23 protein-coding genes and 1 tRNA gene are annotated in these 22,625 nt (G+C 66.8%); 13 read left to right on the forward strand and 11 right to left on the reverse strand.

Features of this window, described 5'->3' with window-relative positions; all coding sequences use genetic code 11:
• Positions 1-100: 100 nt before the first annotated feature.
• From AC6LJ2_RS18705 to AC6LJ2_RS18715, 3 genes are read left to right on the forward strand one after another with little or no spacing between them, the layout of a single operon-like run.
• Positions 101-1,003 (forward strand): branched-chain amino acid ABC transporter permease, encoded by a 903-nt coding sequence (locus AC6LJ2_RS18705; RefSeq protein ID WP_498151938.1) that lies wholly within the window; start codon positions 101-103, stop codon positions 1,001-1,003.
• Position 1,004: 1 nt separating this feature from the next.
• Positions 1,005-1,970 (forward strand): branched-chain amino acid ABC transporter permease, encoded by a 966-nt coding sequence (locus tag AC6LJ2_RS18710; RefSeq protein WP_498151925.1) that lies wholly within the window; start codon positions 1,005-1,007, stop codon positions 1,968-1,970.
• Positions 1,970-2,620 carry a GntR family transcriptional regulator gene (locus tag AC6LJ2_RS18715; protein WP_025137502.1) on the forward strand — a complete coding sequence of 217 codons (651 nt, stop codon included), beginning with the start codon at positions 1,970-1,972 and terminating at the stop codon, positions 2,618-2,620. The genes AC6LJ2_RS18710 and AC6LJ2_RS18715 overlap by 1 nt, the downstream gene beginning before the upstream one ends.
• Here AC6LJ2_RS18715 and AC6LJ2_RS18720 read toward each other — a convergent pair.
• Positions 2,607-3,092, reverse strand: a complete 486-nt coding sequence (locus AC6LJ2_RS18720) for a multidrug/biocide efflux PACE transporter (protein WP_263914177.1) — start codon at positions 3,090-3,092, stop codon at positions 2,607-2,609. The two genes, AC6LJ2_RS18715 and AC6LJ2_RS18720, sit on opposite strands and share 14 nt — an antisense overlap.
• 104 nt (positions 3,093-3,196) lie before the next feature.
• Here AC6LJ2_RS18720 and AC6LJ2_RS18725 point away from each other — a divergent pair, with 104 nt between their 5' ends.
• Positions 3,197-4,060: a LysR family transcriptional regulator gene (locus AC6LJ2_RS18725; protein ID WP_498151926.1), complete on the forward strand. Its 864-nt coding sequence runs from the start codon at positions 3,197-3,199 to the stop codon at positions 4,058-4,060.
• A 42-nt stretch (positions 4,061-4,102) separates the two neighbouring features.
• Here the strand turns inward: AC6LJ2_RS18725 and AC6LJ2_RS18730 are convergent, their stop codons facing one another.
• The gene (locus AC6LJ2_RS18730; protein WP_498151927.1) at positions 4,103-4,969 is read right to left on the reverse strand and encodes a ChbG/HpnK family deacetylase; all 867 of its coding nucleotides are present in this window, start codon (positions 4,967-4,969) and stop codon (positions 4,103-4,105) included.
• A gap of 36 nt (positions 4,970-5,005) precedes the next feature.
• Here AC6LJ2_RS18730 and AC6LJ2_RS18735 point away from each other — a divergent pair, with 36 nt between their 5' ends.
• On the forward strand, positions 5,006-5,401 hold the full coding sequence (locus AC6LJ2_RS18735; protein ID WP_263914180.1) for a GtrA family protein: 396 nt from the start codon (positions 5,006-5,008) through the stop codon (positions 5,399-5,401).
• Here the strand turns inward: AC6LJ2_RS18735 and AC6LJ2_RS18740 are convergent.
• Positions 5,358-6,947: a glycosyltransferase family 39 protein gene (locus tag AC6LJ2_RS18740; RefSeq protein ID WP_263914181.1), complete on the reverse strand. Its 1,590-nt coding sequence runs from the start codon at positions 6,945-6,947 to the stop codon at positions 5,358-5,360. The two genes, AC6LJ2_RS18735 and AC6LJ2_RS18740, sit on opposite strands and share 44 nt — an antisense overlap.
• Positions 6,947-7,999: a glycosyltransferase family 2 protein gene (locus AC6LJ2_RS18745; RefSeq protein ID WP_263914182.1), complete on the reverse strand. Its 1,053-nt coding sequence runs from the start codon at positions 7,997-7,999 to the stop codon at positions 6,947-6,949. The genes AC6LJ2_RS18740 and AC6LJ2_RS18745 overlap by 1 nt, the downstream gene beginning before the upstream one ends.
• Before the next feature lie 279 nt (positions 8,000-8,278).
• Between AC6LJ2_RS18745 and AC6LJ2_RS18750 the strand changes: the two genes are divergently transcribed.
• From AC6LJ2_RS18750 to AC6LJ2_RS18770, 5 genes are read left to right on the forward strand one after another with little or no spacing between them, the layout of a single operon-like run.
• Positions 8,279-8,782: a GNAT family N-acetyltransferase gene (locus AC6LJ2_RS18750; RefSeq protein WP_498151939.1), complete on the forward strand. Its 504-nt coding sequence runs from the start codon at positions 8,279-8,281 to the stop codon at positions 8,780-8,782.
• 33 nt (positions 8,783-8,815) lie between these two features.
• Complete coding sequence (gene gltS, locus AC6LJ2_RS18755) at positions 8,816-10,024, forward strand: sodium/glutamate symporter (protein ID WP_263914183.1); 1,209 nt, start codon at positions 8,816-8,818, stop codon at positions 10,022-10,024.
• Positions 10,021-11,550 (forward strand): TAXI family TRAP transporter solute-binding subunit, encoded by a 1,530-nt coding sequence (locus AC6LJ2_RS18760; RefSeq protein WP_263914184.1) that lies wholly within the window; start codon positions 10,021-10,023, stop codon positions 11,548-11,550. The genes gltS and AC6LJ2_RS18760 overlap by 4 nt, the downstream gene beginning before the upstream one ends.
• Before the next feature lie 42 nt (positions 11,551-11,592).
• Positions 11,593-11,856 (forward strand): hypothetical protein, encoded by a 264-nt coding sequence (locus AC6LJ2_RS18765; RefSeq protein WP_263914185.1) that lies wholly within the window; start codon positions 11,593-11,595, stop codon positions 11,854-11,856.
• Positions 11,856-12,323: a YaiI/YqxD family protein gene (locus AC6LJ2_RS18770; RefSeq protein WP_263914186.1), complete on the forward strand. Its 468-nt coding sequence runs from the start codon at positions 11,856-11,858 to the stop codon at positions 12,321-12,323. Before AC6LJ2_RS18765 ends, AC6LJ2_RS18770 begins: the two co-directional genes overlap by 1 nt.
• A gap of 45 nt (positions 12,324-12,368) precedes the next feature.
• On the opposite strand, the gene AC6LJ2_RS18775 is transcribed toward AC6LJ2_RS18770, so the two are convergent.
• The 7 genes from AC6LJ2_RS18775 to AC6LJ2_RS18805 all read right to left on the reverse strand — a co-directional run bounded on the left by AC6LJ2_RS18775 (position 12,369) and on the right by AC6LJ2_RS18805 (position 19,328).
• Positions 12,369-12,536 carry a hypothetical protein gene (locus tag AC6LJ2_RS18775; protein WP_183003513.1) on the reverse strand — a complete coding sequence of 56 codons (168 nt, stop codon included), beginning with the start codon at positions 12,534-12,536 and terminating at the stop codon, positions 12,369-12,371.
• A gap of 225 nt (positions 12,537-12,761) precedes the next feature.
• Positions 12,762-12,836 (reverse strand) — tRNA-Val (locus AC6LJ2_RS18780).
• Positions 12,837-12,896: 60 nt separating this feature from the next.
• On the reverse strand, positions 12,897-13,619 hold the full coding sequence (gene dnaQ, locus AC6LJ2_RS18785) for a DNA polymerase III subunit epsilon (protein ID WP_263914187.1): 723 nt from the start codon (positions 13,617-13,619) through the stop codon (positions 12,897-12,899).
• Between the two features lie 4 nt (positions 13,620-13,623).
• The gene (locus AC6LJ2_RS18790) at positions 13,624-16,731 is read right to left on the reverse strand and encodes an efflux RND transporter permease subunit (protein WP_263914188.1); all 3,108 of its coding nucleotides are present in this window, start codon (positions 16,729-16,731) and stop codon (positions 13,624-13,626) included.
• A 27-nt stretch (positions 16,732-16,758) separates the two neighbouring features.
• A complete protein-coding gene (locus AC6LJ2_RS18795; RefSeq protein WP_498151928.1) occupies positions 16,759-17,838 on the reverse strand; it encodes an efflux RND transporter periplasmic adaptor subunit in 1,080 nt (359 codons plus the stop codon).
• A gap of 198 nt (positions 17,839-18,036) precedes the next feature.
• Positions 18,037-18,498, reverse strand: a complete 462-nt coding sequence (gene rnhA / locus AC6LJ2_RS18800; RefSeq protein ID WP_498151940.1) for a ribonuclease HI — start codon at positions 18,496-18,498, stop codon at positions 18,037-18,039.
• Between the two features lie 50 nt (positions 18,499-18,548).
• Complete coding sequence (locus AC6LJ2_RS18805; protein ID WP_263914191.1) at positions 18,549-19,328, reverse strand: class I SAM-dependent methyltransferase; 780 nt, start codon at positions 19,326-19,328, stop codon at positions 18,549-18,551.
• A gap of 20 nt (positions 19,329-19,348) precedes the next feature.
• On the opposite strand from AC6LJ2_RS18805, the gene gloB reads away from it, so the two are divergent.
• The 3 genes from gloB to fabI all read left to right on the forward strand — a co-directional run bounded on the left by gloB (position 19,349) and on the right by fabI (position 22,543).
• Complete coding sequence (gene gloB, locus AC6LJ2_RS18810) at positions 19,349-20,170, forward strand: hydroxyacylglutathione hydrolase (RefSeq protein WP_263914192.1); 822 nt, start codon at positions 19,349-19,351, stop codon at positions 20,168-20,170.
• Between the two features lie 7 nt (positions 20,171-20,177).
• The gene (locus tag AC6LJ2_RS18815; protein ID WP_263914193.1) at positions 20,178-21,593 is read left to right on the forward strand and encodes a transglycosylase SLT domain-containing protein; all 1,416 of its coding nucleotides are present in this window, start codon (positions 20,178-20,180) and stop codon (positions 21,591-21,593) included.
• A gap of 164 nt (positions 21,594-21,757) precedes the next feature.
• Positions 21,758-22,543 carry an enoyl-ACP reductase FabI gene (gene fabI, locus AC6LJ2_RS18820; RefSeq protein ID WP_029953785.1) on the forward strand — a complete coding sequence of 262 codons (786 nt, stop codon included), beginning with the start codon at positions 21,758-21,760 and terminating at the stop codon, positions 22,541-22,543.
• Positions 22,544-22,625 lie beyond the last annotated feature (82 nt).

A 22,625-nucleotide genomic window follows, 5' to 3' on the forward strand; every position in this document is an offset into this window, starting at 1 on the left:
GGGCGGTCACGCCCGGCGCCGGTTCGACCCGCACGAGGCGTGCGCCGTGCGCGCGCTTTCCTGGAAACCGACGCGTCCGCGTATCCGCCTGCCGCCCACTATGTTCGACATCTCGCTTCCCGCCCTGCTCGCCCAACTGCTGGTGGGGCTGATCAACGGCTGCTTCTACGCCATTCTCAGCATGGGGCTGGCCATCATCTTCGGCCTGCTCAATATCGTCAATTTCACCCATGGCGCCCAGTTCATGATGGCGGCGTTCCTGGCGTGGATCGGCTTCACGCAGTTGCCGCAACTGCTGGGCCCCGGCGTGCAGGTCAACTTCTGGGCGGCGCTGGTGCTGGCGCCGCTGATGGTCGGCGCGGTCGGCGTGGTGATCGAAAAGACGCTGCTCAAGCGCCTTTATCACCTGGACCACCTGTACGGCCTGCTGCTGACCTTCGGCATCGCGCTGATGATGGAGGGGGGCTTTCGCAACTTCTACGGCATTTCCGGCGTGGGCTACGAGCCGCCCGAGATCCTGCAGGGTGGCTTCGACCTGGGCTTCATGTTCCTGCCCGCTTACCGCGCCTTCGTGGTGGTGGCGTCGCTGTCGCTGTGCCTGGTGACGTGGTACCTGTTCGAACGCACCCGGCTGGGCGCGCTGCTGCGGGCCGGCACCGAAAACGCCCGGCTGCTGCAGGCCTTTGGCGTGAACGTGCCCGTGATGATCACCCTGACCTACGGCTTTGGCGTGGCGCTGGCCGGCGTGGCCGGCGTGCTGGCCGCGCCGGTGATGCAGATCAATCCGCTGATGGGGTCCAACCTCTTGAACATCGTGTTCGCGGTAGTGGTGATCGGCGGCCTGGGTTCGATCATGGGCGCCATCGTTACCGGCCTGGCGCTGGGCCTGCTCGAAGGCCTGGCCAAGGTGTTCTACCCCGAAGCGTCCACCGTGGTCGTGTTCATCGTGATGGCGGTGGTGCTGCTGATGCGCCCCGCGGGCCTGTTCGGCAAGGAGAAATAAGGTGTCCCGCTTCCCCCTTTCTATCCGCATCCTGGCGCTGTTGCTCGTGCCGGCCCTGCTGGTGCCGTTTTTTCCGCAGGTGGTCTATCCGGTGTTCGTCATGAAGGTGCTGTGCTTCGCGCTGTTCGCGCTGGCCTTCAACCTGTTGACCGGCTTCACCGGCCTGGTGTCGTTCGGCCATGCCGCGTTCTTCGGCTGGGCGGGCTATGCCGCCGGCCAGATGATGATCCTGTACGGCGCGGCCGGCCTGCCGCCCGAAATCGCCATGCTGTGCGGCGTGGCCATGGCCGCCGCCATCGGCTATGCGATCGGCTGGCTGGCCATCCGCCGCACCGGCATCTATTTCGCGATGATCACGCTGGCGCTGTCGCAGGTGGCGTACTTCATGGCAGTGCAGGTGAAGTGGACGCGCGGCGAGGACGGCATGCAGGGCATCCCCCGCGGCAAATTCCTGGGATTGCTCGACCTGAGCTCGGACACCCACATGTACTACTTCGCGCTGGGGGTCTTCGTGCTGGGATTCCTGTTCGTGTATCGGGTGATCCATTCGCCCTTCGGACAGGTGCTCAAGACCATCCGCGACAACGCGCCGCGGGCGATTTCACTGGGGTACGATACGGATCGGTGCAAGCTGCTGGCTTTCGTGCTGTCCGCCTCGGTCGCTGGCCTGGCCGGCTCGCTCAAGGCGCTGGTGCTGCAATTGGTGGCGCTGAACGACGTGTCGCTGGCCACCTCCACCGAGGTGCTGCTGATGACCCTGCTGGGCGGCATCGGCACCGAGTGGGGCCCCGTGGTGGGCGCCACCCTGGTGGTCAGCCTGCAGAACTACCTTGCCACCCTGGGCGATGTCGTCACCATCGTCATCGGGTTGATTTTCGTGTTGTGCGTGTCGTTCTTCCGGCGCGGGTTCGTCGGCGAATGGCTGGCCTACACGCAGTGGCGCAAAACGAAGGAAAACAATAATTGATGGCCGGAGCAGAACCCAAACGGCGCGCCGCCGACGTCGCCTACGACCAGATCGAAAGCATGATCGCCACACTGCAATTGCAGCCGGGCAGCGCGGTGGTGGAGGCCGACCTGGTCGAGAAGACCGGCCTGGGCCGCACCCCGCTGCGCGAAGCGCTGCTGCGCATGGTGGCGGCCGGGCTGATCCGCCAGGAACCGCGCCGCGGGCTGCGGGTGTCGATGATCCAGCTGGCCGACCACATGGACCTGATCCAGACCCGCCGGGCGCTGGAACAACTGATTGCCGCCAGCGCCGCGCGCCGCGCCACGCCCGCCCAGCGCAGCCAGATCGTGGAATGCGCGGCCCAGATGATCCGCGCGGCCGAAGGCGGCAACCTGGATGACTACATGCAGGCGGACCAATCGCTGGACCACGTCTGCCACAACGCCTGCCGCAACGTGTCCGCCGTGAATGCGGTGGAACCGCTGATCATCCAGTGCCGCCGCTTCTGGTATGCCTACCAGCACGAAGGCGACATTACGGAGGGCGCGCGGCGCCACATGGCCATGGCCGAGGGCATCGCCACGGGCGACGCCGCCGCGGCCATCCGTGGCGCGGATTCGCTGATGGACTACCTGGAGATGTTCACGCGCAAGGTCATTGACGCGTAGCGGCGGCGGGGGTCGCCGGCTCGGCCGCGTCGGTGGCGCCGCGCGCCAGCCAGGCCATGACGCGCGGGCGGGCCCGGTCGTAGCCCAGGTTGTAGAAGAACGCATAGGGCAGGTAGAACAGCACCAGCGCGATGTCGAGCACGAACGCCTGCCACAGGCTGATCTGCAGCCACCAGGCCGCCAGCGGAATGACGATCAGGATCAGCCCCAGCTCGAAGCCGAACGCATGCACCACCCGCACACGCAGGTTGCGGGTGATGCCCAGCCGGTTTTCCAGGCGGTCGAACGCGGCGTTGTAGATCATGTTCCAGACCAGCGCGATCCAGGCGATCACCGCGGTCAGCACGCCCATTTCGAACAGCGACTTGCCCATGGCCCAGGCCGCGACTGGCGCGCACAGGCCGATGGCCAGGATTTCGAACAGGAAGGCGTGGAAAAAGCGTTCTTTGAGGGTTTTCTTGGCTTGCGTCATGACCCACCTGAGGTCGGTTGCTTGAGTAACCCGGCGATTTTCGACGATATTTCCGGTACGATAAAGATGATATCCATCGGAAAAACCGATACCCAAAAACTACCATGCGCCATTCCCTCGAGTCCCTGGCCACCTTCGCCCAGGTCGCCGCCGAAGGCACGTTTTCCGCCGCGGCCCGCAAGCTGGGCAAAAGCCAATCCACCGTCAGCGAAACCATCGCCAATCTCGAAGTGGACCTGAACGTGACCCTGTTCGACCGCAGCCAACGCCAGCCTGCGCTGACCGAGGCCGGCCAGGTGCTCTTGACCCAGGCCTTGCAGGTGCTGGCCGCGAACGACCGCCTGAACCGCAGCGCCAGCCAGCTGTCGGCCGGACTGGAGCCCCGACTGACCGTGGTGCTGTCGGACACGTTTCAGTCCGAAACCTTTGAAAACATGCTCAGCCAGATCGACGAGCGCTACCCGGCGCTGCGCTTCGAATGCCTGATCGCGGAATACGAAGACGTGGTGGCGCTGGTGCAGCAGGGCCGCGCCCACTTGGGGCTGATGGCGGCGCAGGACAGCTACCCGCCGGACATGGCGCATGCCAGCCTGCGCGATGCGTCCGAGATCGTGCTGTGCGTGGGCCGCAGCCATCCCCTGGCGGCGCTCAAGGGCGTCACGGCGGACCACCTGAAGAACGAACGCGAACTGCGCCTGAGCACCTATGAGCTGGACGACAAGGAACCCGCCCCGTCGCAATCGACCTGGTCGGCGCCGGGCTACCTGATGCTGCTGGAAATGGCCAACCTGGGTTTCGGCTGGGCCGAACTGCCGCGCTGGATGCTGCAGCGCTTTGGCCGCGGACAACTGGTGGAACTGGCCGTGCCGGGCTGGCCCAGGCAGATTCGGGTGGATGCGGTGTGGTCGACCCGGCGGCCGCTCGGGCCGGCCGGTGCGTGGTTGCTGCAGAATTTGACGCGGGCCTAGGCGGAATGGCCGCGTAGATGCCGCTTCGAGCCCTGCCCGGCCTTAGCCGGCGGCGGCTTGCCGGCGCGGTGTGCGGTGCGCTTGCACAGCGACGCCGGCCAGCACGGCCGGCAGGCGCGTGATGCGCACGCCGTTGGCGGACAGCCAATCGCCCAGCTTGGGGCTGGCCAGCACGTCGTATTCAGCCCGGCGCTGGCGCGCCATGGCACTGCCGCCCTGGCTGTCCAGCGCCGGATGGCACATCAAGAGGTCGCCATCCTGGGCATTGAACAACCAGTTCTGCAGCAGGTCGGCATAGCGCCGCTTGCCGCCTTCGAACCCATATACGCCCAGCAGGCGGCGGTTGGTGCGCAGGCCTTCCTTGCGGGCCTGGCGGCCCAGTTCGGCCGCGCCCAGCGCACCGATGATGCGGGCCTTGATCGATTCCTTGGCAGGAATGCCGCAAAGCGCGCCGGGCGTGGTCTGGCGCAGCCAGGGCATGCTGGCGCCATAGCGGCGCTTGAGCAGACGCAGCAGGCGTTCACGAATGACAGGCAGCTGGTGCACGTGCTGGTGGCCGTCCACGTAGTCGGGCGCGCCGCCGAACGCCGCTTCGAACGCATCGAACTGGCGTTCAAGGCGCTGGTCGACCCAGGCCGCATCGAGCTGGCGGGCGTAGGCGCGCAGGATCAGGCGCGACAGCGACGGCACGTCGGCATCGTCCGGGCCCAGCGATTCGGAGAAGTTCAGATGCAGGCCGATGTCGACATCCAGGGCCGCCAGGCGCGGCGCGTTGGCGGCAAAGGTCGGGCCTTGCACGAGGCAGCTGACGGCGCTGAGGCGGCCCAGGCCGGCCAGCGCAATCATGCCTTCATCGATATCGGCATTCATGCCAAAATCGTCACCGCAGACCACTATGCGTTTGCTCATGCTTTCACCCCGCCATTCTTCTTCGACACGCCCCACATGCGCGCCCTGCTTCAACAAGTCAGTCTGTTCATCGCCGTCGGATGCGCAGCGGCCGCCACGCACTGGGGCGTCGCCGTTGCCTGCGTCGAGGCCCTGGGCGCCGCGCCGCTCCTGGCCAACCTGATCGGCTGGCTGGTGGCGTTCGTGGTTTCCTTCAGCGGGCACTACCGGCTTACGTTCAGACATTCCCACACACCCTGGACCATAGCAGTCCGCCGTTTCTTCTTCATTTCAGCCGTCGGCTTCATCATCAATGAATCCGCTTACGCCTGGTTGCTGCGCGTAACGGCCGTACGCTACGACATCCTGCTGGCCCTCATTCTTATCGCCCTGGCGGTGGCCACCTTCATCACGAGCCGGCTTTGGGCATTCCGCCACAAGCCCGCTGCTTGAAGGCGGCATCCGCCACCACCTGCCAGATCACGTATTTCACGCTGGTCGCCACCGGCTGCAAGCCTTGCAGCGCCCGGTAATTGCCGCCGTCCGAACTGGTGCCCCAGACCCAATAGCGCGAGCCTTCCGGCGCGGCGCACAGGCGGGCATCGAACTCCTCCCGGCTGATCAACACCTGCTTGCCGACCTGCGGTTCGAACTTGGCGGCGTCGTAGAGTTCTTTGCGCCAGTTGTCGCGCACCGGCACGTCCGGATTGAGCCAATCGTCCACCACCCATGAAGGCTGGGGCGCCTGGGCATACAGTGCCAGGTCGAACGGATAGGTATGCAGCGATACATACGTATCGCCCGGCTGCGCCAGCGGGCGGATCACGGCGGCCAGCGGGCCCGCGCTGCCGCGGGCGCTGTGCGCGGCGATGCCGATCGCCAGCACGCAGATGCCTGCGCCGACACCGACGCAGATGCGCACCAGCCGGGGCGCCAGCGTATCGTCCTTCTGGCGCCAGGCGGCAACGATGACTTCGGCCAGCAAGAAGGCCAGCGCCGGCAACGCAGGCAGCACGTAGCCGACCAGCTTGGAATTGGGCAGCGAGAAAAAACCGACCACGACGACGAACCAGATCAGGGCCAGGCGGCGCAGGTCACGCTGCGGGCCTTCCGCCCAGAACGCCTTGCGCAGGATGCCGCCGCCCCACAACGACCAGGGCAGCGCCAGCCCCACCACCACCGGCAGGTAGAACCAGAACGGCTGGGCATTGTTGAAGCCGCCTTCGGCAAAACGCTGGAAGTGCTGGTAGACGAAGAAATAGTCGTAAAAGCCGGGGTAGCGGATCTGCATCAGCACGAACCACGGCACGGCGACTGCCGCGAACACCAGCAATGCAGGCGGCCATACCAGCGCGGCCAGGCCGCGCCAGCGACGGCTCCAGACCAGCCAGATGAACAGAATCGCACCGGGCAGCACCAGGCCGATCAGGCCCTTGGCCAGTACCGCCAGCCCTGCCAGCGCGGCGGCGGCCAGAGACATCCAGCGATAGGCCTGGCCGCGTTCGACGCGCAGCGCGGTGTCCGCCGCGGCCAGCACGCACAGCGTGATCAGGCCGGCGACCAGCATGTCCAGGTTGGCGAACTGCGAACCGCCATAGAAGAACGGCAAGGTGGCCAGCACCAGGGCGGTGATGGTCGCGCTGGCGACATCGCGGTAACGCCGCACGAACGCGTAGAGCGCGGCAATGGCGGCCCAGGATGCCAGCAGCGAGGGCACGCGGGCGGCCCACGGATGCACGCCGAACAGCGTGAACGACAGTTCGGTGATCCAGTAGTACAGCGGCGGTTTGTGGAAATACGGCATGCCATCGAGCAGCGGCACGGCATGCGAGCCGCTGCGCAGCATGTCCCAGGCGACGCCGGCATAGCGGCCTTCGTCGGGCAGCGTCAGGGGCCTGACCCAGGCCAGGAAGGCAAGCCAGAAGCCGATCGCGAGCAGGAACCATCCCGCCGGCGGGATCCATTCGGAGCGCGCCGGGCGTTGCATAACGGTGCTCATCAGTGTGCGGCCTTGTCGGAGCGGGCGGCGTGCCCCTGGCGGCGGCGCACCACGAACAGCGGGCGCCCCTTGACCTCATCGAAGATACGGGCGACGTATTCGCCCACCACGCCCAGCGAAATCAGGTTGACGCCGGCAAAGAACAGCACCGCCGTGACGATCGTGGTCCAACCGGATACTGCGTTGCCGGACACCAGGTATTCGCCCACCAGATAGGTCGCGTAGGCCATTGCCAGGACGGCGAACAGCAAGCCAACCAGGCTGACCAGGCGCAGCGGCCAGGTGGTGAAGGCGGTCAGGCCATCCAGGGCCAACCGCGCCAGGCGCATGTTGCCGAAGCGGCTGTCGCCATGCATGCGCTCGTCGGGCGTGTAGGGCAGCGCTTCGCCCTTGAAGCCCACCCAGGCGTACAGGCCCTTCATGAAACGGGTACGTTCGGGCAGGGCATTGAGCGCATCCACCACGCCACGGTCCATGAGACGGAAGTCGCCGGCATGGGCCGGCACGTCGACGCCGCGGGCGCCGCTGAGCAGCTTGTAGAACCAGCGTGCGCCCGTGCGCTTGATCCAGGATTCGTCGTTGCGGGTTTCGCGCACGGCATAGACCATTTCGGCGCCGGCGGCCCAGCGGGCCAGCATCTGCTCGATCAGCGCGGGGGGATGCTGCATGTCGGCGTCCAGGCAGATGACCACGTTGCCCGTGGCACTTTCCAGGCCGGCGCTCAGCGCGGCTTCCTTGCCGAAATTGCGCGACAGTTGCACGTAGCGAAAGCCGTCGTACTGGGTCCATTCGGCCATCAGCGCTTCGGTGCCATCCGTGCTGCCATCATCGGCCACGATGATTTCCCAGCCACTGCACAGCGCGGCCAGGCGGCTGCGCAGCAACGGCAGCAGCACGCGCAGGTTCTCGCATTCATTCAGGCAGGGAATGACGCAAGTCACGCAGGTGTCGTAGGGCACGTTGGCGGCAGCCGTCGGCCAGACCGTTTCCAAGGGAAACGCTTTGGCCAGGACTTGCTGCCCCATGGGCTCGGACCGGAATTGGATGTGCATAGGACTTTGAAAAACGGGTATGCGGGACGGTATGACAGGCAGTATGCGCAGCCCCTCGTCGAATTTTCATGAAATGCCTCGACGGCCATATCGCATCCCTTGCGAGGATTCTAAAAAGCCGGACGGGCCAAATGTATAAAGCCGTATAAAGCCCGGTGAATCTCTGTCCCCGATATGTGAAAGGACGTAAAGCACCGGGGCCAGGTCGCTGCCCCCAGACCGGTAAAATGCGCGAAGTTCTTGTTTTCCAAGGGTGTTATGCAATATCAAGTCCGCCCCATGCTGACCGGCGACGTCGATGCCATCCTGCAGGTCCAGGCCCAGGCTTACCCGGGCTTTCTGCTGGAAAGCGCTGAATTCTTCCTGAACCGGCTGGCGCTCGCGCCGGCGTATTGCTGGGTGGCGCAAGCCGCGGCGCCGAAGGCCGCGGAGGCTGTGCTGGGCTATCTGGTGTCGTACCCGTGGGACGCAGGCCTGCCACCCACGCTGGACGCACCGCTGACGACCCTGCCCAAACCAGCCGATCACTGGTTCCTGCACGACTGCGCGGTGGCGCCGTCGGCCCAGGGCCTGGGCGTCGGGCAGGCGCTGCTGCAAGCCGCGGCCCAGGCCGCCATGCTGTGCGGTTTACAGCGGGCCAGCCTGGTATCGCTGGGGTCCGCGGTGGGGTATTGGGTCCGCCACGGCTATGCGCCCGTTGCGGCCGGCGGGCAAGACCTGGCGGCCAAGCTTGAAGGCTACGGGCCGCAAGCCCGCTACATGGCGCGTGCATTTCCGCTTTGAATTGACTGCGCCCCGCGGGGCGCGAAGGTATCCATGATTTCGCTTTCCCCCGTCCAATCCCTGCTGGCCTGCTGCCTGGTGCTCGCCATCGGCCGCGTGCTGACCACCCGGATCGGCGTGCTGGCGCGCTACAGCATCCCCGACCCGATCGTCGGCGGGCTGCTGTTCGCCATCGCGGCCTACCTGCTGTCCACCTGGGGCGGCGTGTCGGTTGCCCTGGAAACCAGCATCAAGCCGACGTTGTTGCTGCTGTTCTTCGGCTGCATCGGCCTGACGGCCAACCTGAAGCTGCTGGCCAAGGGCGGCCCGCGCCTGATCGCATTCCTGCTGGCGCTGATTCCTTTCCTGGTGCTGCAGAACGCGGTGGGGCTGGGCATGGCCTGGCTGCTGGACATGCATCCGCTGATGGGTCTTTTGGGCGGCACCATCACGCTGGTGGGCGGGCACGGCACGGGCGCGGCCTATGCCACCCGCTTTGCCGACGTCAACAACATCCAGGACGTGATGGCCCTGGCCATGACCGCGGCCACCATCGGGCTGGTGCTGGGCGGCGTGGTGGGCGGCCCGGTGGCCGAATGGATCATGCGGCGCCACAAGCTGCGCGGCAGCCTGGACCCGCAAGCCGACGGCGGCCATGAAGCGCCCGACCTGGGCGAGGCGCAGGCGCCGTCGACCTCGGCGTCGTTCATCACGTCCATGACCGCCGCCTTCGTCTGCCTGGTAGCTGGCGGCTTCCTGGCGACGCTGGTGGAAGGCGCGCCCGTCAGCCTGCCCAACTTCCTGTGGTGCCTGGCGACCGGCGTGCTGATCCGCAACGGCGGCGAACGCCTGGGCTTGAAGCTCGATGACCGCGCCACCGAGATCATCGGCACCATCACGCTGTCGCTGTTCCTGGCCATGACGATGATGACGCTGGACCTGTCCAGCGTGGCGCGGCTGGCCGGCCCGCTGGCGCTGATCCTGGCGGTGCAGACGCTGTTCTGCGCGCTGTACGCGGCATTGGTCGTGTTCCGGCTGCTCAGGCGCGATTACGAGGCCGCCATCATGTCGGCCGCGTTCTGCGGCTTTTCGCTGGGCGCCACGGCCACCGCCATCGCCAACATGCAGGCGCTGACGCGCCGCCACGGCCCGGCGCCGCAGGCCTTCATCGTGGTGCCGGTGACCGGCGCCTTCCTGGTGGACATCCTGAACGTGATCGTGCTGACGTCCCTGATCTCCTTGCCGTTCGTGGGGGGGATGTGAGCATGCTGCAACGCTTCGTACTGATCGCCCTGTGCCTGCTGCTGGCCGCCTGCGGCCGCGCGCCCGATACCGATGCGCTGCGCGCGGACGTCGAGCGCGGCCTGGCCGCCACCTATGGCGCGGACCTGTTCCGCATCGATGACATCAAGCGCATGGGCTCGGCGGCCGACAGCAGTGCGCCGGCCGGCGAAACCCGCCGCGTGGTCTATTACGACCTGCGGCTGGAAGTGACACGCGACATCTCGCTGGGCGCGTGGGACCAGCCCGGCGCCGCCGCCCTGGTGACGCTGCTGGGCGCGGGCCCGCGCAGCATCAGCGGCGTGAAATCCAGCGGCAACCAGGCCGGCGACCGCATCGTGGCGCACGCCAGCGCCATCTACCGCAAGGATGGCGATACCTGGGCACTGGTGACGCCGGCGGGCTTCAAGGCCGCCGAGGCGCCGTCGCTGGACACTGGCGCGCCGCCGCCCGTCACGCAGCGGCTGCTGGAGACCCTGGACCAGATCACCCATTCGGTCGCCTACAGCGCGTCCAGCACCGCGCAGCACGTGGTGCAGCAGGAACTGGAACGCTCGGTCGCCCGCATCAACGGCCGGCTGGCGCGCATGCAGCAAGGCTATCCCTTGGCTGGCGGCCCGGACCGCGGCGAGTACGTCACCTTCGCCCGCGCACTGGGCAACGTGGGCCAGGCCCGCCAGATCCGCGTGACGCCGCTGATCACCGGCGGCGGCGCCGAGAACATCGCCCTGCTGCGCAGCGGCGATGCGGTCGTCGGGCTGGCCCAGGCCGACACGGCCAAACTGGCCTACGAAGGCCGCGGCCCGTTCGCCGCGCAAGGCCCCTTCACGGGACTGCGGGCGCTGGGCAGCCTGTACCCCGAAATGGTGCACATCGTCGTGCGCGATGACGCGGGGCTGCGCAATGTGCGCGACCTGAAGGGCAAGAAGATCGCCATGGGCGCCGAAGGCTCGGCCGTGCGCGCCACGCTGGAAACCGTGCTGGCCGCGCATGGCCTGCAGGCAGGTCGCGACTACGAGGCCGTGCCCGCCACGTTCACCGGATCGCTGTCGGCGTTGAATTCGGGTGCGATCGACGCCGCCGCGCAGGTGATCGGCGTGCCGGCCACGCCGCTGCGCGACGCGCTGACCCAGGCGCACCTGATGCTGCTGCCGCTGGACCCCGCCGCGGTCAAGGCCCTGGCGGCCCAGGACAGTGCGCTGATGCCGATGGACATCGTGGCCGGCACCTACCCCAACCAGCCCGAACCGGTCGCCACCGTGGGCATGGCCGCGCTGCTGCTGACCACGTCCGACCTGACCCGTGACGAAGCCCTGCAAGTGGTGCGCGCGGTCTACCAGACCGGCCAGGACCTGCTGGCCGCCGGCTCGGCCCAGGGCGCCCAGGTCAGCGTGGCGACCGCCCGGCGCGGCCTGACGGTGCCGCTGCATGACGGCGCCGAGGAAGGGCTGGCCGCGCTGGAACATCCCAAACCCCGTCCGGCGCCCGCCGAACCCGGCAAGCCTTGACGCCGCTTGCGCTTATGATTGCGGTCCCAATCAGGAATCTTCATGAATAAATTCGATCTGCAAAAGAACCAGGCGCTGAAACTGGCCGGCCAACTCAAGCAAGCCGCCACGCCCGACCGTTTCGGCACCGCCTCGCAGGCGCCCGACCGCCGCGAGCAGCGCAAGCTGGACCAGGCCGCCGGCCTGGTGCCGTTTCCGCTGAAGCTGTCGCAGGCCCAAGCCGACCAGTTGCGCGCCGCCGCCGCCGAACGCGGCGTCACCACCCACGACATCGTGGCCGAGGCCCTGCAGAAGGCCCTGGGCTGATGCATATCTGGGTCGATGCCGACGCCTGCCCCGGGGTCATCAAGGACATCCTGTTTCGCGCTGCGCAGCGTTGGCAGGTGCCGCTGACCCTGGTGGCCAACCAGGCGCTGCACACCCCGCCGTCGCCGCTGATCCGCGCGGTGCAGGTGCCGCGCGGCTTTGACGTGGCCGACGACCATATCGTCGAACGCGCGGCCGCGGGCGACCTGGTCATCACCGGCGACATTCCGCTGGCGGCGCAGGTGCTGGAAAAAGGGGCAATGGCGTTGAATCCGCGCGGCGAACGCTATTCGCCGGAAACCATCCGCGAGCGGCTGGCGGTACGGGACATGATGGAAGAATTGCGCGCCGGCGGGGTGGATACGGGCGGACCGCCCTCGTTCAGCCAGGCGGACCGCAAGGCCTTCGCCAACCAGCTCGATACGCTGCTGGCCCGGGTGGCGCGCCAGGCCGCGGCCAAGGGTTGACCGGCGCCGCCCGCCCTGCCGGGGCGGGCGCGGACTACGCAGTCATCAATAGAACGTGATGTACGCCTTGTAGATGATGGTGCCGATGGCCGTGATGAGGCCGACGCCCATCAGGCCCATGCCGATATTGCGGTCCCGCAGTCCGAACCCGACCAGCATGAGCGCCACGCCGGTGACGATGATGATCAACATGGTGTTGGTGCTGGGGTGCATAAGGGTCTCCCGGAGCGTCGATTTCAGCTTCCATGATAGACAACCCCAGGGACGATCGCGCGCAAGCGCCAACGCCAGGCTTGCGCCACGTCAAAGCCGGCGCAGAAAACAAAAAAGCCAACCGCTGGGGTTGGCTCTATTGCTTTGTACTGCTGCCTTGCTTTGCACTGCTATCTCGAATCACGCTCACCCGCTTTGCAGCCAGGCAGGTTCTTCGAGGGTCTTTGGTGGGTGGTACAAGTTTCGAACTTGTGACCCCTGCCGTGTGAAGGCAGTGCTCTACCACTGAGCTAACCACCCCGAAAGAGGCGAAATATTAGCACGCTTTTTTGAAAGTGTGCAAGTCGCCCGTGAAAAAGTTCAGCTGACCGCCGCCGGCACGTCAATCTTGCGCCAGACGCATTCACCGCCGACCGACTTGTCCAGCGCCGCCAGGTAGGTTTCGTGCTCGGCCAGTTCGGCCTCGCTGGCTTTCACCACCGGCAGGCCTGAGGCATCGAAGCGGGCCAGCACCACGCCGCCATTGGCGCCCTGGTCGTTGTCGTCCACGTCGATCAGCAGCGCGTCCTGGCCGCGAGTCATGGCCAGCCAGACTTCGGCCAACAACTGCGAGTCCAGCAACGCGCCGTGCAGGGTACGGTGGGCGTTGGAAATGCCGAAGCGGTCGCACAGTGCATCCAGCGAGTTGCGCTTGCCGGGGAACAGCGACCGCGCGTGCAGCAGCGAGTCGGTGATCGTCTCGCAGTATTCGGTGATGACGCCGCGGCCGGTCTTGGCCAGCTCGGCGTTGAAGAACTTCACGTCGAATGCGGCGTTGTGCGCGATCAGCTCGGCGCCCTGGATGAACTTGACGAATTCGTCGGCCACGTCCGCAAAGCGCGGCTTGTCGGACAGGAACTCAGTGGTCAGGCCGTGCACCGCCAGCGCCTCGGGGTCGCTGTCGCGGTCCGGGTTCAGGTAGATGTGCAGGTTGTTGCCGGTGGCCATCCGGTTGACCAGTTCGACGCAGCCGATTTCGACGATGCGGTGTCCCTGGGCCGGGTCCAGCCCGGTGGTTTCAGTGTCAAAGATGATCTGGCGCATAAAGCTATTCCGACGCTTGGGCCGCAGACGCCGGCGGCGTCGGGGCATCCGGCTCGGGATGCGCTGCGCTGCCGGCGGGGCCGGGTTTCTTGCGTGCGGTGGCGATCAGGGTGTAGGCCACCGGCACGACGAACAAGGTCAGTAGTGTACCCAGCATCAGTCCGCCCACCAGGACCCAGCCGATCTGCTGGCGCGATTCGGCGCCCGCGCCCGTCGACAGCGCCAGCGGCACGGTGCCCAGCACCATGGCCCCCGTGGTCATCAGGATCGGCCGCAGGCGCAGCACGCTGGCCTCGGTGACGGCCGCGAACAGCTCCCTGCCCTCGTCGCGCAGCTGGTTGGTGAATTCCACGATCAGGATGCCGTGCTTGGTGATGAGGCCCACCAGGGTGATCAATCCGATCTGGCTGTAGATCGACAGCGTGCCGCCGGTCAGGTACAGGGCCAGCAGCGCGCCGGTCATGGACAGCGGCACCGACAGCATGATGATGAACGGGTTGCGCCAGCTTTCGAACTGCGCGGCCAGCACCAGGTAGATGAAGGCCAGCGCCATGGCGAAGACCAGGTAGATGCTGCCGGACGAGTCGCGGAATTCGCGCGACTGGCCGTCCAGGTCGGTCACCACCGTGTTGGGCAGGACTTCACGGGCCACCTGGTGCATGTGGGTCAGCACCTCGCCCAGCGCGTAGCCCGGCGCCACGGCGGCGTCGATCTTGACCGCGCGCAGGCGGTTGAAGTGGTTCAACGACTGCGGCGACACGCCTTCGTGCACGCCCAGGAGGTTGTCCAGCTGCACCATGCTGCCATCGCGCGCCCGGATGTGGATGCCGGAAATATCGGTGGGGTTGGCGCGGTCGCGCGGGGTCACCTGCACGATCACGTCGTACTGCTCGCCCTGGTCTTTGTAGCGCGTGACCTGGCGGCCGCCCAGCATCGATTCCAGCGTGCGGCCCACGGTATCGACGTTGGCGCCCACGTCCGCCATCTTGTCACGGTCCACCCGCACCCGCAGTTCGGGGGTGTTCAGGCGCAGGTCCGTATCCAGGTTCATCAGACCCGGATACTTGCGCAGCTCGGTCAGGAATACCTCGGTCAGGCGGGCCAGCTCTTCATAGGACGCCTGGCTCATGATGATGAATTCCACCGGCTTGGACCGGGCGGACTGGCCCAGCGACGGCGGGTTGGTGGGAAACGCGCGCACGCCAGGCAGCGACGAGAACAGCGGCTGCAGTTCCTGCGTGATGGCCTGCTGCTTGCGGCCGCGCTCTTCCCAGGGTTTCAGGCGCAGGATGGCGGTGCCGTCGGTGACCGTGGGAAAGCCCACCGTGACCTGGCTGCCGCTGGCTTCGGGAATGGCCGCGTAGAACCCTTCGATGCCCTGCATGCTGTCCAGCGTGTAGTTCAGCGTGGCGCCTTCGGGTGCGCTGACGATGCCGAACACCACGCCGCGGTCTTCGATGGGCGCCAGTTCGCTCTTGACCACCTTGAACAGCACGCCGCTGCCGGCGGCCACGGCCACGCCGATGACGACCACCAGCCAGCGGTGCCGCAGCGAGGCGCCCAGCAGGCGGCGGTAGCCGTTGCTCATGCCGTTGAGCCAGCCTTCGATCAGGTTGTACCAGCGGCTGTGGCTGCTCTGGTGGCGCAGCAGCACCGAGCACATCATGGGCGTGAGCGTCAGGGCCACGAAACCGGATACCAGCACGGCGCCGGCCAGCGCCAGCGCGAACTCGATGAACAGGCGCCCGGTGCGGCCGGTGGCGAACGCCAGCGGCGCGTACACGGTGACCAGGGTCATGGTCATGGCCACCACGGCAAAGCCGATCTCGCGCGAGCCGCGCAGCGCGGCCTCTTTGCGCGGCATGCCGTCTTCGATGTGGCGGAAGATGTTCTCCAGCACCACGATGGCGTCGTCCACCACCAGGCCGATGGCCAGCACCATGGCCAGCAGCGTCAGCGTGTTGATGGAAAAGCCGAACAGGTACATCAGCGCGCAGGCGCCCACCAGCGACACCGGAATGGTGACGATGGGGATGATGCTGGCCCGCAGGTTGCGCAGGAAGAAGAAGATCACCAGCACCACCAGGATGATGGCCTCGCCGATGGTGTGGAACACCGAATCGATCGACCGCTCGATGAACACCGACGAGTCATACGCGATGGTGAGCTTCATGCCGGCCGGCAGGTTCTCGTTCAGGCGCACGATTTCCTCGCGCGCCGCCTTGGACAGTTCCAGCGGGTTGGCGGTGGACTGGCGCGTCACGCCGATGTTGATCGCCGGCTTGCCATTGAAGCGCGACAGCACCCGGTCGTTGGCGGCGCCGATCTCGACCTTGGACACATCGCGCAGCCGCACCGGATAGCCCTTCACGTTGGCGACGATGACGTTCTCGAACTGGGCCGGCGTCTGCAGGTCGGTGGACGACACCACCGAGAATTCCCGGGCCCGCGATTCGATGCGGCCGGCGGGGATTTCGACGTTCTGGCTGCGCAGCGCGGTCTCGACGTCCTGCACGGTCAGGCCGTAGGCGGCGAGCTTGTCACGGTCGACGTAGATGCGCATGGACGGCAAGCGCTCGCCGAACACGCGCACTTCGGCCGCCCCCGGCAGCACCGACAGCCGCGTCTTGATGTAGCGGTTGATGTAGTCGGACGTCTGGATCGCCGAGTACGAACCGGATTCCACCGCGATGTAGATGATGGGCTGGGAATCGGCCTCGACCTTGCCGATGATGGGCTCGTCGATCTCGTCGGGCAGAAAGCGCCGGGCGCGCGAGACCTTGTCGCGCACTTCGGCCGCCGCCGCGTCCGGATTGCGCGACAGGTTGAACTTGATGTTGATCAGGCTGCGCTCGGAGCGGCTGCGCGACGTCATCACGTCCACGCCCTCGATGCCGGCCAACTGGTCTTCCAGCGGCTTGGTCACCTGCGATTCGATCACCTCGGGCGAGGCGCCCTTGTAGGTGGTGTCCACCGACACGATGGGTTCGTCGATCTTGGGGTATTCGCGCACCGTCAGGCGGGAATACGAGATCAGGCCGATCAGGACGATGATCAGCGACAGCACCGACGCGAACACCGGCCGATTGATACAGGTTTCGGAGATACGCATGGGCGGCCGCTCGCTCGGAATGTGGCGTCAGGCGCCGTTGTTCACGACCTGCACGGCGCCGCCGTCGGTCACGCGCTGCAGGCCGGACACCACCAGCAGGTCGCCCACGGCCACGCCGGTCAGGATCTCGACGCGGCCTTCGCGGCGTTCGCCGATGGTGACTTCGCGGCGCTCGGCCACGCCGTCCTTGACCCGGTAGACGTACTGCGTCTCGCCCGACGGCGACAGCGCGGCTTCGGGCGCGACCAGGGCCTTGTCCTGGTTGAACATCAATTGCACGCGGGCGAACATGCCGGGCCGCAGCACCGAGTCCTGGTTGGCCACCGTGGCCCGCAGCAGGATGGAACGGCCACCCGCGTCGATCAGCGGGCTGACGGCGTACACCCGTCCCTGGCGCTCCTGGCCGGGCAGCGCGTCCAGGCGCAGCGTCAGTTGCTGGCCCACGCCGACCTTGTTCAGATACATTTCCGGCACGCGGAAATCGACCTTGAGCGGATCGATGGCCTCGAGCGGCGCCAGGTCCTGGCCCTGGTTGACGTAATCGCCCACCGAGACGCTGCGCAGGCCGGCGAAACCGGCAAAAGGCGCAGTGATGGTCATCTTGTCCAGGCGCGCCTGCGCCAGCGCCACGGCGGCTTCCTGCACCTTGAGCGTGCTGGCCGACTCGTCGCGGGCCTGCTGGCTGACGAAGCCCTTGCCCTGCAGCGCCACGGCGCGGCGGTAGTGGCTTTGCGCCAGCGTCAGGTTGGCGCGGGCCTGGGCCAGTTCGGCGCGCGGCACCGAATCGTCCAGCCGGATCAGGGGCTGGCCGCGCTTGACCGGCTGGCCTTCCTTGAATTCGATGGACTGGATGCGCCCGGCGACTTCGGGCCGCAGCACGACTGCCTCATCCGAGCGCAGGCTGCCCACGGCCGACAGGCCCCGGGCAAATGGAATTTCGGTCACCGCGGCGACCTTGACCCGCACTGCGGCGGGCTTGGGCACCGGTTTGGCTGCGGCCTTGGCATCGACCGCCGCGGGCGCAAACCAACGCGGCACGAATACGCCAAGCGCGGCCCCCGCGGCCAACCCGGCCGCGACGGCGGCCAACAGTACAGCTTTTTTCATGCGCGAATGTGGCGGTATCGCGGCGCGCGCCACGCATGCCCCGCTGGGGCGGCGCCGCTGGATGGAATAAGGCTTGGCACTGTAGCACCCGGATTTACATACTGGAACAATCCTGTAGCGCGCTGAAAGCACTAATCCACCCGACCCAGGGTATATCCCGATGCGGCGCGGGGGCCGCCCGCCCCCCCCTCACACGGCTCAGGCGCGCTTGATCGATTCCACGCCCTGATTGGCCAACTGGTCGGCGCGTTCGTTGCCGGGGTCGCCCGCGTGGCCGCGCACCCAGCGCCAGGACACGGTGTGGCGGCGCACCTGGTCGTCAAGCGCCTGCCACAGCTCGGCATTCTTGACCGGCTTCTTGTCGGCCGTCATCCAGCCACGGCGCTTCCAGTTGGCCAGCCATTCGGTCATGCCCTTCATGACGTACTGGGAGTCGGTGTGGATGATGACGGTGCACGGGCGCTTGAGGGCCCGCAGGCCCTCGATGACGGCCAGCAGTTCCATGCGGTTGTTGGTGGTCTGGGCCTCGCCGCCGTGGATCGTCTTCTCGTGCGCGCCGGCGCGCATCAGCACCCCCCAACCGCCCGGACCCGGGTTGCCCTTGCAGGCGCCGTCGGTCCACATTTCCACTTTCTGGTCGTTCGCGTTGTTGTCCTGCATGGTGCTGCTGGTATGTCCTTGTACGGTCACAGTGAATCCGACGGCGCGCTTCAGGAGCGGTCGAAACCGTCGTCCGCCTGGCGGTTGACCACCACCGAGGCCGCGCGGGCGCGCTTGGGCCTGGTCTTCCAGGCGGGCCCAATGATACGCATGCCGGCCACCCGTTTGACGGCCGACACCAGGTAGACGGCGCCGCCCAGGCTCCACCAGCGGGCGCCGGCCGATTCCAGGAACCCCCAGCGCTGCAGCCATTTTTCGCTGCGGCAGGCGGGCGCATAGCAGCCGAAATGGCTTTGCTCGACTTCCAGCGACAGCAGCTTGAACCAGTCTTTCAGGCGCGGCAGCGACACCTGCGACGACGGCGGCTGCGGCAGCCAGGGTTCCATGCCGGGCATGCGGGTGCGCGCGCCCCACATGCTCCAGGGGTTGAACCCGGAAATCACCACCCGCCCTTCCGGCACCAGCACGCGCTCGACCTCGCGCAGCACGTTGTGCGGATCGGTGGTGCATTCGAAAGCGTGCGGCAGGATCAGAAGGTCTACGCTCTGGGATTCGAACGGCAGGGCCTCGGGCTGGGCCAACACCACGCGCGACTGCCAGCCGGCGATGTTTTCAGGCGTGGGCGTCTCGGTACCGACGTAGCCCTTGAAAGGCATGCGGTTGGCGCGCAGCAGGTTCATGTCGGCCAGGCCGACCTGCCAGGCGTAATATCCAAACACGTCCGCCACGGCCGCGTCGAACTGCGCGCGTTCCCAGGCCAGGGCATACTGCCCGGGCGGCGTCTGGAACCATTCGGCCAGCTCTACAATCGGCGCAGTCTCTTCTGCCACGTCTTATTCCTTCGAATCTCATGCAAGCCTTGACCGCCCCCGCAGGCGGCCGCGAAAGCACTGCCGCGGTCTTGCCTTTGCCCGCCTTTACCGACAACTATATCTGGGCCATCGTGCGCGACGGGCAAGCCGCGGTGGTCGACCCCGGCGATGCCGACCCCGTCCTGCAATGGCTGGCCCGCGAAGGCCTGAAGCTGCGCGCCATTCTACTCACGCACCACCACGGCGACCATGTAGGAGGCGTCCTGGAATTGTCCCGCATTGGCGGCATCACGGTATATGGGCCCGCCCGCGAGACGCTGCCGCGCTGCGACGTGCCGCTGGTCGAGGGCGACCGGGTGGTGATCCCCGAACTGGACCTGGACCTGGCCGTGCTCGACGTGCCTGGACACACCGCGGGACATATCGCGTACGTCGGCCGGGCCGCGGGAAAACAGCCTGTGCTGTTCTGTGGGGACACATTGTTTGCCGGGGGGTGCGGTCGCCTTTTCGAGGGGACTCCCGCGCAAATGCATGATTCCTTGGAAAAATTTTCTGTTTTACCGCCAGATACACAGGTTTTTTGCGCACACGAGTACACTCTAGCGAACTTGCGCTGGGCCATGGCAGTCGAACCCGCCAACCGCACCCTGCAACAGTGGTATCAGCGGGCCCGGCAATTACGCGCAGAAGGTCTTCCCACGCTTCCCTCGACCATCGGTCAGGAACGCGCGACCAATCCGTTTTTGCGTACGCAGCAAGCTGACGTCGTCCGCGCCGCAACTGACTGGGCCGGACGCGACCAAACTACGCCGGTAGAGGTTTTTGCCTCCCTTCGTGAATGGAAGAACGAATTCAAGTGACCGCCCGATGAAGCTATCCCGACTCCTTCTGCCACTTCTGCTGGCAGTCCTCGCCGGTTGCGCAGGAACCAAATCCCCCGACAGCAAGAACCTCACCACCAATTCCCAAGGGCGCTACATCGCCCGCGACACGTCCCGCACGGTTGACCTGACCAACCCGCCGGCCGACGCCTGGGACCGCATCCGCCGCGGCTTCGCCATCCCCAACCTGAACACCGACCTCTCGCAGCAGTGGACCGACTATTACGCGTCCCACCCCGAGGCAGTGCAGCGCATGGCCGAGCGCGCCGGCAAATACCTGTATTTCATCGTCGACGAAATCAACCGCCGCGGCCTGCCGACCGAACTGGCCCTGCTGCCTTTCGTCGAAAGCGCCTACAACCCGACCGCCCTGTCGCGCGCCCAGGCCTCCGGCCTGTGGCAGTTCGTGCCGGCCACCGGGCAGCACTTCAACTTGAAGCAGGACTGGTGGCGCGACGAACGCCGCGACCCCATCGCCTCGACCAACGCGGCGCTGGACTACCTGGAAAAGTTGTTTGAGATGCAGGGCGACTGGTACCTGGCCCTGGCCTCGTACAACTGGGGCGAAGGCTCGGTGCAGCGCGCCATGGCCAAGAACGAAGCCGCCGGCCAGCCCACCGACTACCTGTCGCTGAACATGCCGGACGAGACCCGCAACTACGTCCCCAAGCTGCAGGCCATCAAGAACATCATCGCCGACCCGCAGCGCTACGCGGTGGCCCTGCCCCCGGTGGGCAACACGCCCTACTTCGTGACGGTGCAGAAGAACAGCGACATCGACCTCGAAATCGCCGCCAAGCTGGCCGAAATGCCGCTGGATGAATTCAAGGCCCTGAACCCGTCGTTCAACCGCCCCGTCATCCGCGGCGACCACGGCCCCACCCTGCTGCTGCCGGCCGACCGCGTCGAAATCTTCAACGCCAACCTGACCAACTACAAGGGCGACCTGAGCGCCTGGAAGGTCTACCACTCGCGCCGCGGCGAATCCTACGCCTCGATCGCCAAGCGTTTCGGCGTGACCGAAGCCAAGCTGCGCGAAACCAACGACATCGGCTCGCGCCAGAAGGTTGCGTCGGGCCAGTCGCTGCTGGTGCCGGGCGATCCCGGCACGGGCGGCGTGCAACTGGCCTCGCTGGCCGCCCCCGTGGGCGCGCTGGATTCGGCGCCGGTCAGCAACAAGACGCCTGCGCCGCGTGGCAAGGCCGCAGCCCCCGCCCCGCGCGGTGCCTCGGCCCGCCCCAACGTGCGCACCCACAAGGTCCGCCAGGGCGACACCCTGTTCTCGCTGGCCAAGCAGTACGGCACCTCGGTGGATGCGCTGCGCGCCCTGAACAACCTGAAGGGCAATGCGCTCAAGGTAGGCGCCCAGTTGCGCGTGCCGGGCACCAACGCCCGCGGTTGAAGAATCGAGGCGGCAACCCGGGGGCCGTCCCCCGGCCAGGCCCCCGATATCCCCGCCTTCTCTCGCGGCGCCCACCAGGGCGCCGCGCCGTTTTGTCCGCGGAGCCGCCAAACTCCTTAAAATAGGCGGCCTCCAGAAGGAAAAAATTCAAAGGAATCACACACATGGGCTTTCTCGCCGGCAAACGCATCCTGGTCACCGGGGTGCTTTCCAACCGCTCCATCGCCTACGGCATCGCGCGTGCCTGTCACCAGCAAGGCGCCGAACTGGCGTTCACCTACGTGGGCGACCGCTTCAAGGACCGCGTGAGCGAATTCGCCGCCGAATTCGGCAGCGACATCGTGCTGCCCTGCGACGTGGCCGAAGACAGCCAGATCGAAGCCACCTTCACCGACCTGGCCAAGCGCTGGGACGGCCTGGACGGCCTGGTGCATTCCATCGGTTTCGCCCCGCGCGAAGCCATTGCCGGCAACTTCCTGGACGGCCTGTCGCGCGAAGGTTTCCGCATCGCCCATGACATTTCCGCCTACAGCTTTGCCGCCATGGCCAAGGCCGCCCTGCCGCTGATGGAAGGCCGCAACGGTTCGGTGCTGACGCTGACCTACCTGGGCGCCGAGCGCGTGGTGCCCAACTACAACACCATGGGCCTGGCCAAGGCCTCGCTGGAAGCCAGCGTGCGCTACCTGGCCACGGCGCTGGGCCCGCGCGGCATCCGCGCCAACGGCATTTCGGCCGGCCCGATCAAGACCCTGGCCGCCAGCGGCATCAAGGACTTCTCGGCCATCCTGAAGTTCGTCGAGGCCCAGGCGCCGCTGCGCCGCAACGTTACCATCGACGACGTCGGCAACGTGGCCGCGTTCATGCTGTCGGACCTGGCCGCCGGCGTCACCGGCGAGATCACCCACGTGGACGCGGGCTTCTCGACCGTCGTCCCGGGCATGGAAGACTGACACCGCACAAGGCCCGGCCCGGCGCGGCCAAGCCCGCCCTGCCAACCTTGGGCAGAACAGAAAGCGGACCCGCGGGTCCGCT

This window comes from Achromobacter sp. 1014246743 (assembly GCF_059760725.1).

Coding starts and splice junctions, on each gene's coding strand:
- AC6LJ2_RS18715 (WP_025137502.1), top strand. CDS start 1,970: ATGGCCGGAGCAGAACCCAAACGGCGCGCCGCCGACGTCGCCTACGAC.
- fabI (WP_029953785.1), top strand. CDS start 21,758: ATGGGCTTTCTCGCCGGCAAACGCATCCTGGTCACCGGGGTGCTTTCC.
- AC6LJ2_RS18740 (WP_263914181.1), bottom strand. CDS start 6,947: ATGAGCACCGTTATGCAACGCCCGGCGCGCTCCGAATGGATCCCGCCG.
- rnhA (WP_498151940.1), bottom strand. CDS start 18,498: ATGCAGGACAACAACGCGAACGACCAGAAAGTGGAAATGTGGACCGAC.
- AC6LJ2_RS18765 (WP_263914185.1), top strand. CDS start 11,593: ATGAATAAATTCGATCTGCAAAAGAACCAGGCGCTGAAACTGGCCGGC.
- gltS (WP_263914183.1), top strand. CDS start 8,816: ATGATTTCGCTTTCCCCCGTCCAATCCCTGCTGGCCTGCTGCCTGGTG.
- dnaQ (WP_263914187.1), bottom strand. CDS start 13,619: ATGCGCCAGATCATCTTTGACACTGAAACCACCGGGCTGGACCCGGCC.
- AC6LJ2_RS18745 (WP_263914182.1), bottom strand. CDS start 7,999: ATGCACATCCAATTCCGGTCCGAGCCCATGGGGCAGCAAGTCCTGGCC.
- AC6LJ2_RS18730 (WP_498151927.1), bottom strand. CDS start 4,969: ATGAGCAAACGCATAGTGGTCTGCGGTGACGATTTTGGCATGAATGCC.
- AC6LJ2_RS18770 (WP_263914186.1), top strand. CDS start 11,856: ATGCATATCTGGGTCGATGCCGACGCCTGCCCCGGGGTCATCAAGGAC.
- AC6LJ2_RS18735 (WP_263914180.1), top strand. CDS start 5,006: ATGCGCGCCCTGCTTCAACAAGTCAGTCTGTTCATCGCCGTCGGATGC.
- AC6LJ2_RS18720 (WP_263914177.1), bottom strand. CDS start 3,092: ATGACGCAAGCCAAGAAAACCCTCAAAGAACGCTTTTTCCACGCCTTC.
- AC6LJ2_RS18815 (WP_263914193.1), top strand. CDS start 20,178: ATGAAGCTATCCCGACTCCTTCTGCCACTTCTGCTGGCAGTCCTCGCC.
- AC6LJ2_RS18725 (WP_498151926.1), top strand. CDS start 3,197: ATGCGCCATTCCCTCGAGTCCCTGGCCACCTTCGCCCAGGTCGCCGCC.
- AC6LJ2_RS18795 (WP_498151928.1), bottom strand. CDS start 17,838: ATGAAAAAAGCTGTACTGTTGGCCGCCGTCGCGGCCGGGTTGGCCGCG.
- AC6LJ2_RS18705 (WP_498151938.1), top strand. CDS start 101: ATGTTCGACATCTCGCTTCCCGCCCTGCTCGCCCAACTGCTGGTGGGG.
- AC6LJ2_RS18750 (WP_498151939.1), top strand. CDS start 8,279: ATGCTGACCGGCGACGTCGATGCCATCCTGCAGGTCCAGGCCCAGGCT.
- AC6LJ2_RS18790 (WP_263914188.1), bottom strand. CDS start 16,731: ATGCGTATCTCCGAAACCTGTATCAATCGGCCGGTGTTCGCGTCGGTG.
- AC6LJ2_RS18775 (WP_183003513.1), bottom strand. CDS start 12,536: ATGCACCCCAGCACCAACACCATGTTGATCATCATCGTCACCGGCGTG.
- gloB (WP_263914192.1), top strand. CDS start 19,349: ATGCAAGCCTTGACCGCCCCCGCAGGCGGCCGCGAAAGCACTGCCGCG.